Below are 16,865 nucleotides of genomic sequence, written 5' to 3' on the forward strand. Positions count from 1 at the left end.
CGCCTACTTTTGTGGCAGGTCATAGGCTAGCCCAGCTCTGAAGCTCGCATGTCTGAATCTCAGGTGGGCTCGCTGACCCAAAGGAATAGGGCGGAGGTTCACCCATCCTTAAGACTTTCTTGCGCTATGGACACCATCTCCTTGATCAAAATGTCGAAGTCGCTCTGCGTGCTGCGGTGATTGGCGATAGCGCATCGCAAGGCATAAGTGCCAGAGACGCGGGTATCCGAGAGCGCCGCAATGCCGGTTTCCTGCAATCTCAGCATAACCTCCCGGTTGAGAAACTCGCAGTCTGTATCGGAAAGCCCCTTTGGACAAAGACGAAAGCACACGATGTCCAGAACCGGCTCAGCCAAAAGTTCCATGTCGGTGCGTGCGCGGATCAGATCTGCCAGATAATGCGCCTGGTCGATGTTCTGGTCGATCAGGCGGGCAAACTTCGCGGCACCGTGCTCCTTCAGGCTCATCCAGACTTTCAGCGCCCGGAAGCCGCGCGAGGTCTGGATGCCGAAGTCGTGCAGCCAATCGGCGGCCGCAACGCCGCGGGTTTCGCTTTCCAGATAGGCCTGAGACAAGGCAAACGTGTCCAGATGTTGTTCACGTTCTTTAACTAAACAGCAGCCGACCTCAAACGGAGCATGCAGCCATTTATGCGGATCAAGCGCAACGGAATCCGCGCGTTCCATTCCAGCCAGTAGGTGTCCGTGTTTCGGCGCCATCGCAGCGAGGGCACCGATGCAACCGTCAATGTGGAACCACAGGTTTTCTTGTGCGGCTAGATCTGCCAAGGCAGGAAGATCATCTATGGCTCCGGTATTTATCGTTCCGGCATTGGCGATGATTGCCACGGGCTGGACGCCCTCGGAACGATCAGTTGCGATCTTCGTCTGAAGCTGATCTACATCCAACCGATAGTCAGGCGTTGACGGGATGCGCCGCAGCGCCCTGCGTCCGAGACCAAGAAGTTCCATGGCCGTCAGATGGCAGCCATGCACCTGGTCGGAGCCGTAAAAGGCCAGACGAGCGCCGCTCAACCCTCCTTCCCGGATGCTTTCTTGCCCAAGGGCTTCATTGCGGGCAACGGTGAGCGCAATGAGGTTGGCCACTGAACCGCCACTGGTCAGCGTACCGCTGGCGGTGCTCGGGAAGCCTGCGATTTCCTTGAGCCAGTCTACCACTTGCCGGTCCATCTGGGCTGCGGCGTGATTACCCCCCCCCAGATTCGAGCCAAGAATAGCGGCCAGGAAATCACCCAGAGCGCCGGTGAAGTTACTCGATCCCATGTACCACATCCAAAACCGCGGATGGATGTTGCCCATTGGATAAGGCATCAGATTCTCCTTGATCTGATCGAGCACCTCTTCCAGCGGCGTGCCACTCTCGGGTAACGGAGATTCATAGAAACACTGCACCTGCTCTGGCATCTGTTGCCAGACCGGCGCGTCGCGCACCTCGCTCAGATAGGCCACCGCATCGTCAACCGCGCGATGTGCCGCCGCGCGGTGCGCCGCCCAGTCAGCAGGATCAAGGGTCTCTTCGCCTGACACTACGCACCCATCTGCGCTGTGGGTGTCGAGTGCGAGATCGCGATTTCTTCTTCGGTCATCTCCGGCTCGATGTTTTCGAAAAGTGGTGTGGTCATATAGCGCTCTGCTGTGTCTGGCATCATGGCCAGTAGGACAGAGCCTTCGGGCGCGTCCTGTGCGACTTGCAGCGCAGCCAGAACGGTTCCGCCACCAGACACGCCGGTCAGTATCCCTTCCTGACGCGCCAGATCTTGCGCTGTTTTGATCGCGTCTGGACCCGCAACGGGCATCAGTTCATCAAAGTACTTGTTGTCCAGAGATTCTTGAAGAACCGCCGGGATGAAATCAGGCGACCACCCCTGGAACGGGTGCGGCTCCCAAGCGCTGTGGCCTGAAGCCGGGCTGCCATTTGGGTTGCGTTCCTGAGCAATGCCACTGGCGACCAGCCCCGCATTGGCAGGCTCGGTTAGCACGATTTTGGTTTCGGGGCGGTCACGTCTGAGCACCCTCGCCACGCCGGTCAGCGTGCCTCCAGTGCCGAACCCGGTCACAAAATGGGTCAGCTTGCGCCCCTTGAAGTCAGCGACGATCTCCGGCCCTGTGGTGCGTTCGTGGATTAGCGCATTGGCCTGCGTCTCAAACTGGCTGGCTAGAAACCAACCATTAGCCTCGGCCAGTTCCACGGCTTTGTTGTACATTCCGACCGCCTTGAGCGCACGCGGTGTTAAAACCACCTTGGCTCCAAGCATGCGCATCAGTCGCCGCCGCTCAACTGAAAAACTGTCCGCCATTGTGATAACCAACGGATAGCCCCGGGCGGCGCAAACCATGGCGAGGCCGATGCCGGTATTTCCGCTCGTGGCTTCGATCACCGTTTGCCCAGGCTTCAAGGCACCACTCTTCTCCGCCTCGTCAATGATGCTTACGGCCAGACGATCCTTCACTGATGCCGCCGGATTAAAGAACTCTGCCTTCACGTAAAGCTCCACATGTGATGGTGCGAGTTTTTGCAACTTGATGATCGGCGTGCTGCCAATGGTTTCAGTGATGTTGTCGTAGATCATCGTGTTTTCCCTCGTTTCGGCCATTTTGGCTGTTTGTTTTGAATCAACTCTATTCCAGCTTTGGCGTCAGAGCTTGCAGAACATCTGTAGAAATCCTGTAGAGATGTTATTGTAAGCGATGATTTATTGTTTTGGTGATTTTGAACTGGATACGGGTTCGGCTGAACTGCGATGCGGCGGACAGGAAATTCCTGTCGAGCGGCAAGTCTTCCTGCTGCTGGAGTTGCTGGTCAAGAACGGCGAAGGTCTGACCTCTCAGACAGACATAATTGATACGATCTGGAACGGGGCAGCGATCTCAGATGCGGCGATCGCCAGCCGTGTCCGATCGGCCCGCGCGGCAATAGGAGATGACGGCGAACACCAGCGCGTCATTCGCACGGTAAGGGGCCGGGGCTATAGGTTGGTAGTTCCGGTCGTGAAGCGAATGAACCCCGACATGGCCGGCTTTTCATCAGCGGAGGGGTCGGCTCCGTCTATCGCTGTGCTCCCGTTCAGTGCGTTCGGCGACTTGGACCGCGCAACGATCATTGCCCCTGCCTTGGCTCATGAGCTGATCGTTACTCTGTCTTTGACCCGGTCGCTGACGGTCATTGCACGGGCTTCTAGCTTTCAAGTGGCCGACGGGAGGGAAGCGCAAGAGCGGCTGGATGTCGATTACGTTGTTACTGGGTCCGTAGAGATCCGCGCCAAAAGCGTAACCGTGTCTCCGGTCATGACATCGTCCAAGACAGGAGAGGTTATCTGGGCCGACAGGTTTCACGGCAAGCTGGATGACATCTTTACGATCAAAGCAACTGTTGCCAATTCCGTTGTCTCTGCTGCGGAAATGCATGTGCCGCGCCATCAGGCCATTCAAGCCAAGGCGCTTGATACCGAAGCTTTAGATGCCTGGAGTTTCTTTCACCTTGGTCTCAACCAAATTTACCGTTTCACCTCCGAAGATAACGCCAGGTCGGCTCAGTATTTTCAGGAGGCCCTCTCAAGGGCTCCCGATTTTGCCCGCGCGCATGCGGGTCTGTCATTTGTCGCCTTTCAACGTGCCTTCACAAGTTTTGACGAAGATCGCGGGGCCGCCGCACAGGAAGCCCTGCGCGCCGCCGAAAGGGCTATGGAGCTTGCCCCCGACGATCCCTTTTGCAATTTTGTTTTCGGCAGAAGTTACTGGATGTTGCATGATTTGGAGTCAGCGACGCATCACTTGGAACGGGCCGTCCAACTGAATCCAAACTATGCCCAGGGCCATTACTCGTTTGGTCTTGTTCAAACGTTGAATGGGATCAGTTCAGACAGTATTGATCGCACATCCGAACTTGCCACGCGTCTCAGCCCGCTAGACCCGCTTCTTTACGGGATGCACGGCATGAAAGCGTGGGTCCGGGTCAATCGACAAGACTGGGCCGGTGCCGCCGAATGGGCGGACAGGTCCGCGCGCACACCCGGTGCTCATTTCCTCATAGACATGTTGGCGGCGATGACCCATGAGGCTTGCGGCAACAGCAATGAGGCAAGGCATTTTGCGTCCCGCGCCCGTTCCCGCCGCCCAGACGCCAATCAGGACCAGTTTTTTGCAGCCTTTCCGCTGCCTGAGGGCCTGGCCCGAAACACCGGTCGGGCCGCTCTGACACAACTGGGTTTTTAGACAGGTGTTGACGCAGGACAGGTCCGTAAGATCGGTTGGCGCACTCGACCTTAATGACTTGCAGAATAAACCTCTTCGTCTTTACCTCGGAGCTCAGATAGAAAGTGGTGTCAGTTCATTCCGCTGACCTCAATAAGTTCGCGCCGCCAAGACCATTGTTGACAATGCAGGCCACAGTTCGAACCAGTTGCTTTAGCCACCACCAGAGAAGCTGACATTGATGCCCGCTGCAGAAGCGGTCTCTTTGGGCTCACAGCAGCCTAATCTGAAGCCGCTACTAAACTTAACCAAATAGCAAAGTGTTATTGACGCTAAGTCGTTTGCTCTGTAACTTAACCAAATGGATAACCAATTACATACACAGTTCCACGCTCTTGCTGATCCCACGCGATTAGCGGTCGTGGAGCGCCTGCTGAAAGCCCCTGCCAGCGTAAGCGAACTGGCAGAGCCTTATGACATGGCTCTTCCGGCATTCACTAAACATCTCGGCGTTTTAGAAAGAACAGGTCTCATCACGAGCGAGAAAATCGGTCGGGTTCGAACTTGCTCGATTAACCCGGCAGCGATGAGCCAGCTTGAAAAATGGTTTTCTGATCGCCGCGCACTTTGGGAAGCGCGCCTCGACAAGCTTTCCGAACATCTCACTCACAACAAAAAGGACTGACCCATGGATATTTACCATGAGACCGTGACGCTGGAAAAATCGCTACCAGCTTCACCAGAGGACGTATTCCGAGCCTACACGGACCCGAAAGCCCGCGAGATGTGGTCTGCACCTGACGACACAACCGAAATCCGCATTCTGGAAAGCAACGTCCGAACAGGCGGTTCGGAGACAGGCATATGCGGCACACGCGGTGAGGAACTGAATTGGCGCATGGATGTCGCTTACCATCTCGTTGAAGAAGGAAAGCTTATCACCTTCACGGAGGAGCTTTGGGACGGCGATAACATGCTGACCATCGCGCTCATCACGTTCGATCTTAACAAAGCGCCAGATGGAACCACCATTTTGCACCTGACAGATCAGGTTACATCGTTTGTGGGAAAGGGCGGCGTCCAAGGTCATCGCGACGGCTATACGAAGGCACTTGATAATCTAGCTTCGATGTTGACTGAAAAGGTCGCTTGATTGCGCAGTAGAAAGTCTATGGCCGCTCATTCCTCCAAACGGCGGCGCTGTGAGCGGCCATTCGAGCGGCGTGCGGCATTTGGTAGGTGTGGGCTCTCTCCTGCCGTTCTCTGCATATTGAAGTAAGGTCCGGTTCGGCCGCGTCCTGTTACCCCCGTCAAGTGAAGGCGCTACTTTCAGCCCGTTTGGCTTTCATTTTCTCCATCGCCATATCTTTCGCTGACCGACTTTTCCGCTTTGCGACCGTGCGCTGCGCATCAAATGCCGCCTGAAGTTCCTGGTCTTTTTCAGAAACCTCTTTCACCGGGGCAGGGGCCGGTTTCGCATCAGCCACTGCCTTTGCCGTATCCTTGGCCTGCTCTTCAGCAAGATCCAGGTGTGTCCCTTTGATCTTTGGCGTGTCGCCACCAAGGAACTGCATGAAATAAGGATCTTCGAAATATCGAATCTTGTTCGCAATCACGGGCATCTTGCCTTCGCGGATCAGCACAACCTCGTTTTCCGGCAGACGACCAACGTGCTCTGGCCGGAGCAGCCGAATGCCTTCTTCACGCTCTGATATGCTGCCCATTTCCATCTTGCCGAGTGCTCGAGACTTCGACTTGCTTATGACCGTTTTGTCCCCGATGGACCTGGACACATGTTCGCGTACTTCGGAATCCTCTGAGGCGGCAAACATCTGGGTTCCAGCGTTTGCCAGCATCGCCCGCACACCCTCGTGCCCATAAATGTCCTGTAGGCGCGACAGTGTTTGCGAAATCACCACGAGCCTGCCCCCGAACGATCGCATGGTGTCATAGGCTTCAACAACGCGCTCAAGATGGCCGAGGCGTTGGAACTCATCGAGCAGCATCAAAACCTTGAACGGCTCATCTTCGCCCGGCTCAACAGTTTCGATGGTGTTCACCAGATCGAGGAAGAACAGGCGAATGAGCGTCCGGAACTCTTTGACCTTTTTCCCTGGCACGGAAAAGTAGATCGAGCTGGGGCGCCGACGCAGATCTTCAAAGTTGATGTCATTGCCCTGCGTGGCTCTTGCTACCGACGGGTTGCGCCAGAGCTGCAGGCCGGAGTTCAACATAACCGAAATCGTTGACCGCAGGATTTTGGATTCTTCGGCTGCAAGATTCAGAAACTCATCTGCAGCTCGCGCATATCCAACTTCTTCAGCCATTTTCTCATAGTCCTTTTGCTTGGTCGTTTTGACCAGGCGCAGGACTTCGGAAATGTATGGCCGCTTTCTTTTGATCGCCAGCATCGCCATTGCGCAGAACATGCCTTCAACACCACCCATAAAGCCCTGCGCGGACGAGCTGGGCGTGTCGAACATCTGAGTTGCAACCTGAATCACTTCTTCCCATCGCCGGTCCAGATTGTCGGCACGTGCTGCGCGGCGCAGAGGGTTGTAGCTGTGGCTTTTGTCGGGGTTCTCGGGGTCGAACATAAAAACCTCATCGCCCATTGCTGCCCGACGCGCGCCGGTTGTCTGGAAAATCTCGCCCTTGATGTCCAGGACGACGCAAGACCCATTGAAACGCAGGACATTCGGGATCACAAAGCCGCTGGTTTTGCCCGAACCAGACGGGGCAATGAACATCGCGTGCGGCTTTTGGACACCGGGGCCGGGCTTATAGTAGATCGCGTTTTTGTCCTTTGGCTCACCAAATTTGGCAAACACGATTTCACTATCCAATTTGTCTTTGAGCTTCAGAACCGACGCATAGCCTTCCTGGACGAGCTGAGGGGCCTTTGCAAAGGTCGCATCACCGTATTTCGTTGAGGGACCACGCAGCGCAGCCGCCACAAATGCAAAGGTCAAAACACCCACTGCGACCACCGCCACCAGACCCATGATCTGCTGCGTCTCTGCAGGCTGTGCCATGAACTTCTCTGGGATCGCCCAGATGTCCAGCCCGCGAAAGCCTCTGGTGTTGATGTATTCGAGAGCCAGCCCGACCACCAACACCGCGCAAGCCGAGGTAGCGATAAAGCCCATAGTACCGGCTATCGCGACCTTCTTGCCTTTGGGTAGATCCTGAAACTCAGCCATCGGTCAGCTCGCGTTTGAAGAAGCACACGATGCCAAACTCGGCAGGTACGACGCCGACCATTTCCCAACCGTCTTGCCCGAGCTTCGCAAACTTCTCGCCTGCATTTTCCTCTACCCGCATCAAGACATTACGATACTCAAATTTTTTCATTCTATTTCTCCTTCAGATAAGTTGATCAGCGGTCATCAGGGGTGGGAAGATCACTCCGTTGACCTTCCGTTCGTCACCGATTTTCTTCATGTGAACGATCATGTGAATGGTGGCCCGGATGTCATCGACCACTTCTGACTTTTGAACGGTCGGAGATCCGCGACGCACCATCTTGCTCATACGTCCAATGGCATCTACTGGTGAGTTGGCGTGCATGGTACAAACAGAACCATCGTGGCCGGTGTTCACCAGTTCCAGGAACATATTTGCGTCGTCGCCCCGAATTTCACCGCAGACGAGGCGGTCAGGCCGTAACCTCAGCGCCGATTCCAGCAGCTTTGTTGGTGATCGAGGGCCATCTTCTTCGGAACGGTCAGCAAGTAGATCGACAGAATTGGGTTGCTCGATGTCCAGCTCGGCCACTTCTTCAATCGTCACGATCCGTTCGCCAGGATCGACGCGCTTCAGCATTGCATTGAGAACAGTGGTTTTGCCAGACGAGGTGCCCCCGGCAATGATCACGTTCCATTTGCTTAGCATCGCAAGGTCGGCCAGCTCGTCAAAGTTCATTGTTCCGGCAGCGAGAGCAGCCCGAGCCTTTTCAAGCGCGCTGTGATCATTGTTTTCTGCCAACGCCGCCTCTTTGCTGGCGAAGCTGAACGCGCCCAGATCGACGGTTTTCACGCGGAGCAGGCGGATCGCCACGGACCCCACGCCGGTTGTTGCTGGCGGAATCACAACCTGCACCCGCGCTTTACCCTGCTGTGTCGGCACGTTGGCCGTCGCAATCGGCTTCTTTTCTCCGAATGTCACATCGCTGAATCCGGCCACGCAGCGCCCGATGTTTTCCACATCATCTCTGTTCAGAGTAATGTCTGTCCTGGTCATGTGTGTTGTGCCCATTTCTTCGACCCAGACCGATCCGTCAGGATTCACAGAAATTTCGCTCAGGCTTTCATCGTGCAACAGATGCTCGATCTTGCCTGTATAGTATTCCAGAAGGCTATTGCCGTTCCGCCCGCTCATGTTCTTGTCCTTGGTAGAGCACTTTTTTGAACACTGGAGGTTGCCTTCGCTGCATCTCGGCTTTGCCTCGAACACGAAGGCATCCACATAAGATTCATTGCTTCCAAAAAGTGCTGAATTTGCTTCAAAAAAGGCCGCTACCGCACTCGATCATGCTGGCAGCGGCCGGAAAGACTGCTGAGGCGGTCGGCTCATTGGCTCGCGCTCAGAAGCTATCGAACACAACGTCGCGCTGCAGGATGGCGTTGATGCGACTGCCCTGATCGACAAAGACTGTCGGAGTAATGCGCAGGTATTCATCAAGCGCCGCTGCCGTAGCGTTCTGCAGGTTAGACCCCACTTGCGTTGCCAGATCAGTGCGAACCGAGTTGTTGCTATCGTTGTCAGAGACCAGTGCCACCGGCGCAATGCCGATGATGGACAACAGCGCTGCAGTTCCGAACCGTTTCCCAAAGTGTGTGTTCACCCTGCCGGTCGCACCAGTCCGGCCTTGACCGTCCGTACCAGCCGATCCGACCTGAGTTGACAGGCCGTCAGGCGTGATGACACGGCTCCAAACGATCATGATGCGCGTTTGCGCCAATGTCGTGTCCGCTCGATACTCGCCAAAGAGCTTCGATCCGCGCGGCAGAAGCAAACGCGTGCCGTCCATCGAGTAGACGCCACGTGTAATCGTCGCCACGACACTGCCGGGCAACTCCGAGCTGACCGCGCCACCGAACACAGCCGACAAAACCGTGCCTTGCGTCAGGGTGCGCGACGGATCGTCAATGATCGAGGCCCCGACGATGGGGGGATATTCTTCGACCAGATTGTTTTGCCATGTCGTGTTTTGGTTTTCCTGATAGCCGCGTTGATCTTCAGGCAGGCGGGTGTCGTCTGGCTGGACTTGAACCGGCTGCGGCGCTGCAGGGAAGGGTTGGAAAATGACCGGCTGCGATCCACCATTGATCGGCTGGTAGTTTTGACCGGGTGCGTCCTGTGCCATCGCGCTTGAGGCCAACGTGACCAGGGCGAGGGTGAGTGCTGTTCTGTTCATCGTCAGCTCCATCAGTTTCTGCCGTATGGGTTTTCATCGAACACAATGCCGTCCGACTGGTTCTGCCGCTGGCGCATCCGCTTGAGTTCTTCAAGCCTGCGCCGCTCATCATCGGTCAGACCTGTAGTCTGCAAGTGGCTCATACTGGCGAGCGCCCGGGCTTCTGCATCAGCGACCGCTTGGGCCAGCTCAGTTTGAAACTTTTTCTCGCGCTCATCATATCTGACCTGAAGGCGCTCGTTGGTCAGGGTCAGCGTTGCAATTTCACCGTCTTTTTCGGACAGCGAAACCTTGGCATCCGTCAGCTCGTCTTGCAGATCGGAAATCCGGCCATTCTGTTGCTCGATTGTTTTCAGGGCTTGTTTCAGCCCTTCGGAATCGACCTGCGGCACTGATGCCGGTGTTGCCACCGCTATTTCCTCGGGCAAAGCCTCTGGTTCTGGCTCATCGACCTCTGGCCCCCGTGCGGTCAAAAGCCCGTATCGTTCGCCACCACCTTGCTGCAAAGCGTCCACGCGGACACCCGTGTTCGTGCTTTTGCCTTCGTCGCCCATGACAAACCATACAAAGCCCAGGAACACCGCGCCTGCTATTGCGACGGTCATCAGCTTCTTAGGGTCGAACTTCTTCCGGACACGTTGCGACGGCTGTTCAGCCGCCGCCCGTACCGCAATTGTCTGATCGCGGTTCATTACTTACTGCCCCCCGGTTTAACTGTCTGTGAAGTGACGGGCCTACCGCTCACACTTGCCTGCTGAAACTCGTCGCCATCGTTTCGAACACAGATCGAAGTGTCCTCGATGCGCAGTGTCCAAAGGTCGGAAAGGCCCTGCACCTGGATAATGCCGCGCTCTTTGACTGTGGTGTTCACCATCAGCTCGCGGCCATCAGGCAGGACACGGAAAATCCCCGGCAACTCCGCATCCTGCGGGATTTGCATATAGGTGTGAACGCCATCATCCCACACGGCGGTGGGCGCAAAGTCCGCTTTGCCCGAGCGCGAATAGTTCTGGTTCACAAACCGGCCAGTTGGCTTCGGCTCGCTCCGAGCGACTGTGCCGCGACGCGTTGTGGTCCCGCCGCTGTTGTTTTTGTTGTAGAACGTGACCCGAAATGGAACACGTTTGCGTTCGGCGGCGCTCTCGGCCGGAACCAGATAGAAGTTGTATGTCCCGCGATTGGTCAGGACGGTCAGGTTTGAATCCGAGTTCAGGATTTCTGGCTTGAACGCAATAACGCGACCTTCCTGCAGGCGGGTGATCTGAAAACTCTCAGTGTCGCCCGCGCCAATGCTGCGGACGGTCTCGCCCTGCGGAAAGTGAACATAGGTAATCAGGCGTTCACCTACAGTGATGCGGTACACCTGGTTCTCGACGTAATGGAAATGCGTGATGCGATGATCCGCATTCTTTCCGTCTGGCGTCGGTGTGATTTCAGCGAGCAGAGGCGTAGAGAATGCCAAAACTGCTGCGGCGGTGGCGGTGAGTGTTTTGAAAGAACGCTGCATCAGACCTTCCCTATGGCGTCTACGCGGTAGTTGGTGACGACGAAGCCGAACGGATTTTCCAGAAGCTCATCCATCGACGTCACGATTTTTTCCTCAAACCCGTAGGTCACAGTGACCACGTAGCGGGCTGAGGCCGTTGCTTGGTTTGGCACGATCAGGGACTTGCGGATCTCGACCTGCACCGTCTCATCGTTGACCGGCGAGACGCCCAGAATTTCGGTCTGCACCTTTGTCTTGGGCGTATAGATTTCGTCAGGATGGTTGTCGTTCGAACCGTCCCACAGTTCGCGGTAGGACGTTTCGGCCAGCTCATCAGAACGACGCAGCACCGATTTCAGGCGCTCGTTGTTGTCCTGGACATCATAGGTTTCCCGGTCGCGCACATAATTTGCGACTTCACGGAAGGCCATCGCCTCAGAAGGTTCCAGTTCTTCGACTTTTTCAGTCAGCAGGACCGGCAGTTTCGTGTCCGGATCAATGGAGAATGGCACCGCGCGGATTTCCTTCAGGGGAAGGAGCATCGCCCAGCCAATCATAGAGGCCACGCCCATTGCCATGCCGACCATGCCGAATACCTGCCATTTGAAGGCATCGCGGCGTGCGCCCAGAAAGAGTTCTTTTTCGTGATCTGTCACGTGTGACATTTGCTCTGTACCTCGATTTATGAAGATTTATTGGCGCGAGCTTGTCGAATGCTCTGCCGGTAACGGTCAGCGGCGTAGCTCTGACGAGCTGCCCCATCCTGATTTCGGGCTCTGTGCGCTATGTCCCGACGCGCTTGCATTGCGCGAGACGCGCTGTCACGAACGCCAGTCCCGTCACGTGCTGCGGAAGCCATAGCAGCGGCAGTTTTCCCACCGGCTACTGCACCCCTTGCGCCGTCGCTTGCAGTGCCCAATGCACTTCTTGCGGCTGCTGCAGCACCAGTTGCCACGGCAAGACCCGAGGATGCCGAAACGATTGCACCCGACATCCCGCCCGCGAGCGACGGGATCTGCGTGAGCATCACGATTGAAACAATGCAGATCGCCAAAAACCGGCCACTGGCCTCCATATTGTTCACATCCTCAACAGCGGTCAGTTCGGAGCTGAAAAGGGCCTGAATAAGAGAAACGATGCCTGTCAGAACGACGATGACCATGATCAGGCCAACAGTCGTTTTCGCCCAGGCTGCGAAGATATTGGCTGTTGCCGAGCTGAGCAGCGTTGCGATGAAAACAGGCGCTAGACCCAGCAGGACCGCTAGACCGCCTTTTGCGATCAGCGCCATGCCGGTGCCAAAAGCAACGATGACAGCCCCAACAACCCAGAGAATAGCCCCGGTGATGCTCAGACCCCAGGTTGCGTTTTCAATAGCCTGCTGGCCCATCAAGAAACACTGAAGCGCAATGTCATCGAGTGCTTCCCAGACATTTGTTGTGCCGGTCAGTTCTCCGGCAATCGTGTCTGGGAGGCTCGAAATGCCCTGATAAATGGGTTGAAAGAAGCTCCAGCTAGAAGCCATACCAATGATGATCGTCGCCCGAATGATCCAGCCGACATAGCCACCAAACCCGATTTCTCGGATTTGAAGCACACCGTTGATCAGCATTGCCACGAAGATCAGCGCGGCTATTGCCCAGAGGGCGGATGCTAGATCCGCCGCCAGGCTGTTGTATGCTTGCTGCGAGAAGTTATTTAGCGCAGCCTCAATCGAGCTGACGAAATCTTGGATCACGGCCCACAAGCCTCCTCAATTGCAGGGCGCAGAGCTTCCAGACGGGTCCGTTGCTCTTTTTTCAGCGCGGCAAGATTGTCGGACGGTTGGGTCCAAAACTCGTCTTGGTCAGCTCCGACCTTTTGGGCGGCGTCCTCACGGCTTAAACCGCCCAGCGGACATTCGGTGCTGAAGGTCTCGCCAGATTTGCGCAGAATGCATTGCTCGATGGTGGCCTCGTGCGCAGCGATGACCTGTTCATTCAGGATCACCACCGACCAGTTGGTCACAAGAGGCTGCTTGTCTGCGGATTGGCCCGCTTCGGCCATGCGCGCTTGATCGTTTTTGACGAATTGACGACCGTACTCACGCGCACCCGAGTACCCAAGGCACTTACGATATTCACCGAACGGCATATCGACCTTGGGTGATGGGCGCAGCTTCACCTGTGCCGATGCAGCCCCCGACATAACGGCGGCGGCTGCAATGGTCAGGATGAGAGTTGAGCGGAGTTTCATTGTGAGGTTCCTCGTACATAGTTGCTGAGTGTCGAAAGATCGGCAGCGGTTGCAGCCAGATCCGTGCCCGACGCCAGAGCATTAGCCGAGGTTGCGCGTAAGATTTCAATTTCAACCTGAAGGAGTTTAAGGAGAACCGCCGTGTTGTAGTCGATTGCATCCTTCAGATCTTCTTGCTGACCGATTTCACCGCGCAGCTTTTCTGCATCTTCGGAGAGCTGACCGGCCATGTCATAGCCATTCTCACCCAAGGCCGATGCCATCAAGCCAGCGCCACCTCGCTCCGAGAGAATGCGCCGGGCTGGCACGTCTGACGTACTGAATTCTTTAAGGATTCCATTGTTCAGCCCCAGGCTGATTGATCGGCGTTCCATCGCGAGTCCGGCGACGCCTGGAAGATCGCCAATCGTATCTTCGGTCGCGTTCAAGGCGTATCCAAGCGTGTCAGCTGCCGTTGCCAGTTTCAGAAAGCTGCGGCTGTTGAACTGGTCCAGATCCGTCAGACCACTGATGGTTTTGAGGGAGTTTTCGAGCAGTGCCCTCTGCTGCTCGAGCTTCTCATATTGTTGCATCAGCTGTTCGTATTGGCGGACCATTTCCGCGACTTCGCGGGCCGAATTGGCTGCGTCCTGTGCAATGGCCGTGGCGTCGATGGTCGGAACACCTTGGGCTGCCGTCATAACTGGCAGGGCGGCCAGAACCGAAACAGCAATGGTTGTGCGGAATTTCTTTGAAATATCCATCAGACAAACTCCAAGTTTTCAGGGGAGGTCATGCGCTCAAAGTCACAGGCGCATTTGCTGCGATAGCCCGAATAGGTGCTGGTGCAGGCCGAGACAGCGGCCAGAACTACAAGGGTGATGACAAGGCGGGCTTTCATGTGATTTCCTTCCAGAAGTTGGGGTTTTTTCGCCAGTCAGGATCAGGGAACGATTTTCCGTCTGATCCGCTCAGAACACGAAGAAGCGGGCCGAGCGCGCCGACATCGACATCGAGCCAAACACTCTCATCACCTTTCTTCATGAGCATTACGCGGTCGCCAAAATGCGCCCTCAGCGCGCCCAGCTCTGAATCGTTCAAGCCGATTGCCCGGTAGTCTGCTTCATTGCCGGATCGAGAGGGGAACAAGAGTTGCGTGCTGGTGTTTTCCAGGATCGACTTACTTGCCGCTGACGACAGGAGGTGATCGGGGATCTGCGTCATCATCATCATCATGACGTTCAGCTTCCGATACGTGGTGTAGGCATTTATGAGGATGCCAGCGCCATAAGGGTTGCCAGCAATTACCCATGCTTCATCAATCACAAAGACAGTGGGTATCTTGGTGGCGCAGCGGCGTTCAATCTGGCGCATGACGTAGCTGATCCATGCCAGCCGCACCAATTCGTCATCCAGAACCTCAGAAATATCGAACACAAGATGACGGTCGCCAGCAGCAAACGGATCTGAGCCACCCTCGCCAAACATCCAGGACAAGCGGCCTTCGCCCGCCCATTCACTTGCACGCTTGTACAGGTTCTTGTCATCGTCAAAGGCTCTGAACCGTTCCACCAGTGAATCGAAGTTCTGAAGCGCAGGCGGCAAAGTGGCATTGGCTTGGCAAGCCCTTGTGATTTCATCCTTCTGATCGGTGGTCAGTGGTTCGTCATAGCTCAACAGGGCAATGACCCAATTGGCGAGCCAGCTTTGCCCAGCCTCATCCGTCTCGGTCTGAAAAGGGTTCATGCCGGTTGGCTCACCAACTCGGACGCGGATGTACTGCGCACCGAGCGCCCGCATTGGAGCCTCCATTGCCCGGTCTTTGTCAAAAGCGATGATCCGCGCGCCCTGTGCAACCGCCATTGTTGCCAGCAGCATCGCGATCACAGTTTTACCCGAGCCGTTCGGTCCAAGAACGATCGTATGCCCGGAGGGCAGGTTTTCAGGGTCGTTACTGGTCTTGGGAAGGTGCAGCGAAACATCGTAGCTGTCCCCGTGTGTCGTCGGGAAAGTCGCCAATGGCCCCGGCCAAGGTAGCTTTTCCGCATCCAACCCTTTGGGGCGCATGTGGAACGCAACCATATCCGCAAAGTTCTGGTCCGTGATCAGTTCTTCACGGGCGCGGAACGCGAAATTGCCGGGGTGCTGTGCGAAGTACACGGCACGGGCCGACATCGCTTCGCGCTTCACCGTGCCACCCGAAATCTGGATTTCACCGATGATGTGTTTTTCGGCGGTTTTCAGATCTTCCTCGTTCCCAAACACGCAGATCGACAGGTGGTGCTTGCCGAGTGACATGGTGCCGGAGGCAATGCCGTCCGCCAGAATGGACAAATCCTCTTCAAGCGACTTTGCCTTGTCGCCTGCCGAGCGCATTTGTCCCGACTTGCGGCGTTCCATTTCCTGCGCCTGGGCGCGGCTGATCGGCAGGAAGGATTGCGAAATCACGACATCAACCGGCAGGTCTAGCCCGTCGAAAATGCCGGGGAACGAAGCCATCGGGTAATTCTTCAGGGAATAGACACGGATGGAGCGTTCCTGATCGTCGCCCGTGACCAGTTTGCCGCGCTTGCCCTGAAACAGCACATCCTCTTGCGGCATGTTGAAGGCGATGGGTTCTGCAATGTTCGTGTGAATGATCGGCTGATACCGACCGTTCAACAGCATTCCATAATAGCCGAGCCAACGCCCCTCGCTGAGCTTCAGCCGGCGCATACGGGCCTCGCCCAGCGTGCCCGCCAGTGTTGTGAACACACCGTCGAGCTGTTCCATCATTTCGCGGCGTTCCTCGTCTATCGTTCCAGACGACATGCCGAACATCTGTTTTGCCCGCTCATCCTGCCGCTTTTGCAGAATGGCGCTGATGATGATCTTGCGTTCTTTCAGCTCTGCATCGACGGACGCTGAGCGCATGGCCTGCGCCACTGCACCGGCAAAGCCGGTTGGATCTGTGATGACATGACCAGTCTCAGCTGGGACGGTCAGTCGATGAACATAAAAGGCCACCTCATTGGGTGTCGTGCGCAATACACGCTCAAACCGTTCGGCCAGGAACTCGAACTCGTTTTCGTCCAGCGTGTTTGCGTTGATTCCGGTGATTTCTGCAGCGGCGATGAGGCCACCGTTGCGTGTAGAAATGACCTCATCGTCCACGACATAGCCATACGGCAACATCTGAAAGAGGCTCATTTCATCCTTGCGCCAGCTCGGCTCGATCAACGAGCGGGCAAGGGTCCACAAATCCTGTGCAGCAGGCTTAGGCACTATAGTAATCTCCCCCATGATGCTGGCGGTTTTTGGTGCGCGGAGTTTTGGAAAGGGTTACGGACAGGACGCGGAAGAAAGCCGGTTCCCATTCGTAAAAGAGGCGAAGCCCGGTGTAGAAAACAAAACCCGCAATGATTGCTGGCGCTATCCCGAACATGAAGAACGAAAGCATGGTCATCCCGAGGATCACCAGCAGATAGATCACGGGTAAGCCGCCCCATTCTGCGGGGCGGCTCAGGCCGCGAAAGACCGTATTGCGGCGCGGCAT

At 56.1% G+C, this 16,865-nt stretch carries 18 protein-coding genes; 3 read left to right on the forward strand and 15 right to left on the reverse strand.

The annotated features are described in order from the left end of the window. Positions 1-98: 98 nt before the first annotated feature. Complete coding sequence (locus ACOQFT_RS05550) at positions 99-1,547, reverse strand: pyridoxal phosphate-dependent decarboxylase family protein (RefSeq protein WP_171676754.1); 1,449 nt, start codon at positions 1,545-1,547, stop codon at positions 99-101. Further along, positions 1,547-2,590, reverse strand: a complete 1,044-nt coding sequence (locus tag ACOQFT_RS05555) for a PLP-dependent cysteine synthase family protein (RefSeq protein WP_253762222.1) — start codon at positions 2,588-2,590, stop codon at positions 1,547-1,549. Before ACOQFT_RS05555 ends, ACOQFT_RS05550 begins: the two co-directional genes overlap by 1 nt. A 118-nt stretch (positions 2,591-2,708) precedes the next feature. On the opposite strand from ACOQFT_RS05555, the gene ACOQFT_RS05560 reads away from it, so the two are divergent. The 3 genes from ACOQFT_RS05560 to ACOQFT_RS05570 all read left to right on the forward strand — a co-directional run bounded on the left by ACOQFT_RS05560 (position 2,709) and on the right by ACOQFT_RS05570 (position 5,364). Next, positions 2,709-4,232 carry a winged helix-turn-helix domain-containing tetratricopeptide repeat protein gene (locus tag ACOQFT_RS05560; protein WP_171676758.1) on the forward strand — a complete coding sequence of 508 codons (1,524 nt, stop codon included), beginning with the start codon at positions 2,709-2,711 and terminating at the stop codon, positions 4,230-4,232. A gap of 340 nt (positions 4,233-4,572) precedes the next feature. Beyond that, positions 4,573-4,896 carry an ArsR/SmtB family transcription factor gene (locus ACOQFT_RS05565; protein ID WP_421597052.1) on the forward strand — a complete coding sequence of 108 codons (324 nt, stop codon included), beginning with the start codon at positions 4,573-4,575 and terminating at the stop codon, positions 4,894-4,896. 3 nt (positions 4,897-4,899) lie between these two features. Then, positions 4,900-5,364 (forward strand): SRPBCC domain-containing protein, encoded by a 465-nt coding sequence (locus tag ACOQFT_RS05570; RefSeq protein WP_421597053.1) that lies wholly within the window; start codon positions 4,900-4,902, stop codon positions 5,362-5,364. 157 nt (positions 5,365-5,521) lie between these two features. Here the strand turns inward: ACOQFT_RS05570 and ACOQFT_RS05575 are convergent, their stop codons facing one another. The 13 genes from ACOQFT_RS05575 to ACOQFT_RS05635 all read right to left on the reverse strand — a co-directional run bounded on the left by ACOQFT_RS05575 (position 5,522) and on the right by ACOQFT_RS05635 (position 16,865). After that, the gene (locus tag ACOQFT_RS05575) at positions 5,522-7,414 is read right to left on the reverse strand and encodes a type IV secretory system conjugative DNA transfer family protein (protein WP_152460673.1); all 1,893 of its coding nucleotides are present in this window, start codon (positions 7,412-7,414) and stop codon (positions 5,522-5,524) included. After that, positions 7,407-7,565 carry a DUF4177 domain-containing protein gene (locus ACOQFT_RS05580; RefSeq protein ID WP_152460674.1) on the reverse strand — a complete coding sequence of 53 codons (159 nt, stop codon included), beginning with the start codon at positions 7,563-7,565 and terminating at the stop codon, positions 7,407-7,409. The genes ACOQFT_RS05575 and ACOQFT_RS05580 overlap by 8 nt, the downstream gene beginning before the upstream one ends. Before the next feature lie 12 nt (positions 7,566-7,577). Continuing rightward, complete coding sequence (locus tag ACOQFT_RS05585) at positions 7,578-8,678, reverse strand: ATPase, T2SS/T4P/T4SS family (RefSeq protein ID WP_421597054.1); 1,101 nt, start codon at positions 8,676-8,678, stop codon at positions 7,578-7,580. Positions 8,679-8,796: 118 nt separating this feature from the next. After that, positions 8,797-9,630, reverse strand: coding sequence for a TrbI/VirB10 family protein (locus ACOQFT_RS05590; protein WP_170575215.1), 834 nt, complete (start codon positions 9,628-9,630; stop codon positions 8,797-8,799). 11 nt (positions 9,631-9,641) lie between these two features. Further along, positions 9,642-10,322, reverse strand: coding sequence for a hypothetical protein (locus ACOQFT_RS05595; protein WP_421597055.1), 681 nt, complete (start codon positions 10,320-10,322; stop codon positions 9,642-9,644). After that, positions 10,322-11,137: a TrbG/VirB9 family P-type conjugative transfer protein gene (locus ACOQFT_RS05600; protein ID WP_421597056.1), complete on the reverse strand. Its 816-nt coding sequence runs from the start codon at positions 11,135-11,137 to the stop codon at positions 10,322-10,324. The genes ACOQFT_RS05595 and ACOQFT_RS05600 overlap by 1 nt, the downstream gene beginning before the upstream one ends. Then, positions 11,137-11,781 carry a virB8 family protein gene (locus ACOQFT_RS05605; protein ID WP_152460679.1) on the reverse strand — a complete coding sequence of 215 codons (645 nt, stop codon included), beginning with the start codon at positions 11,779-11,781 and terminating at the stop codon, positions 11,137-11,139. The genes ACOQFT_RS05600 and ACOQFT_RS05605 overlap by 1 nt, the downstream gene beginning before the upstream one ends. A gap of 17 nt (positions 11,782-11,798) precedes the next feature. Beyond that, positions 11,799-12,854: a type IV secretion system protein gene (locus tag ACOQFT_RS05610; protein WP_152460680.1), complete on the reverse strand. Its 1,056-nt coding sequence runs from the start codon at positions 12,852-12,854 to the stop codon at positions 11,799-11,801. Then, a complete protein-coding gene (locus ACOQFT_RS05615; protein ID WP_152460681.1) occupies positions 12,851-13,351 on the reverse strand; it encodes a hypothetical protein in 501 nt (166 codons plus the stop codon). Before ACOQFT_RS05615 ends, ACOQFT_RS05610 begins: the two co-directional genes overlap by 4 nt. Next, positions 13,348-14,094 (reverse strand): type IV secretion system protein, encoded by a 747-nt coding sequence (locus tag ACOQFT_RS05620; protein WP_152460682.1) that lies wholly within the window; start codon positions 14,092-14,094, stop codon positions 13,348-13,350. Before ACOQFT_RS05620 ends, ACOQFT_RS05615 begins: the two co-directional genes overlap by 4 nt. Then, positions 14,094-14,231 (reverse strand): hypothetical protein, encoded by a 138-nt coding sequence (locus tag ACOQFT_RS05625; protein ID WP_170425207.1) that lies wholly within the window; start codon positions 14,229-14,231, stop codon positions 14,094-14,096. The genes ACOQFT_RS05620 and ACOQFT_RS05625 overlap by 1 nt, the downstream gene beginning before the upstream one ends. After that, entirely contained in the window at positions 14,228-16,594 is a 2,367-nt protein-coding gene (locus ACOQFT_RS05630; protein WP_170797136.1) for a hypothetical protein, read from the reverse strand. Before ACOQFT_RS05630 ends, ACOQFT_RS05625 begins: the two co-directional genes overlap by 4 nt. Continuing rightward, the gene (locus tag ACOQFT_RS05635) at positions 16,587-16,865 is read right to left on the reverse strand and encodes a VirB3 family type IV secretion system protein (RefSeq protein ID WP_152460684.1); all 279 of its coding nucleotides are present in this window, start codon (positions 16,863-16,865) and stop codon (positions 16,587-16,589) included. Before ACOQFT_RS05635 ends, ACOQFT_RS05630 begins: the two co-directional genes overlap by 8 nt.

This window comes from Ruegeria sp. MALMAid1280 (genome assembly GCF_049195285.1).
GTDB lineage: Bacteria > Pseudomonadota > Alphaproteobacteria > Rhodobacterales > Rhodobacteraceae > Ruegeria.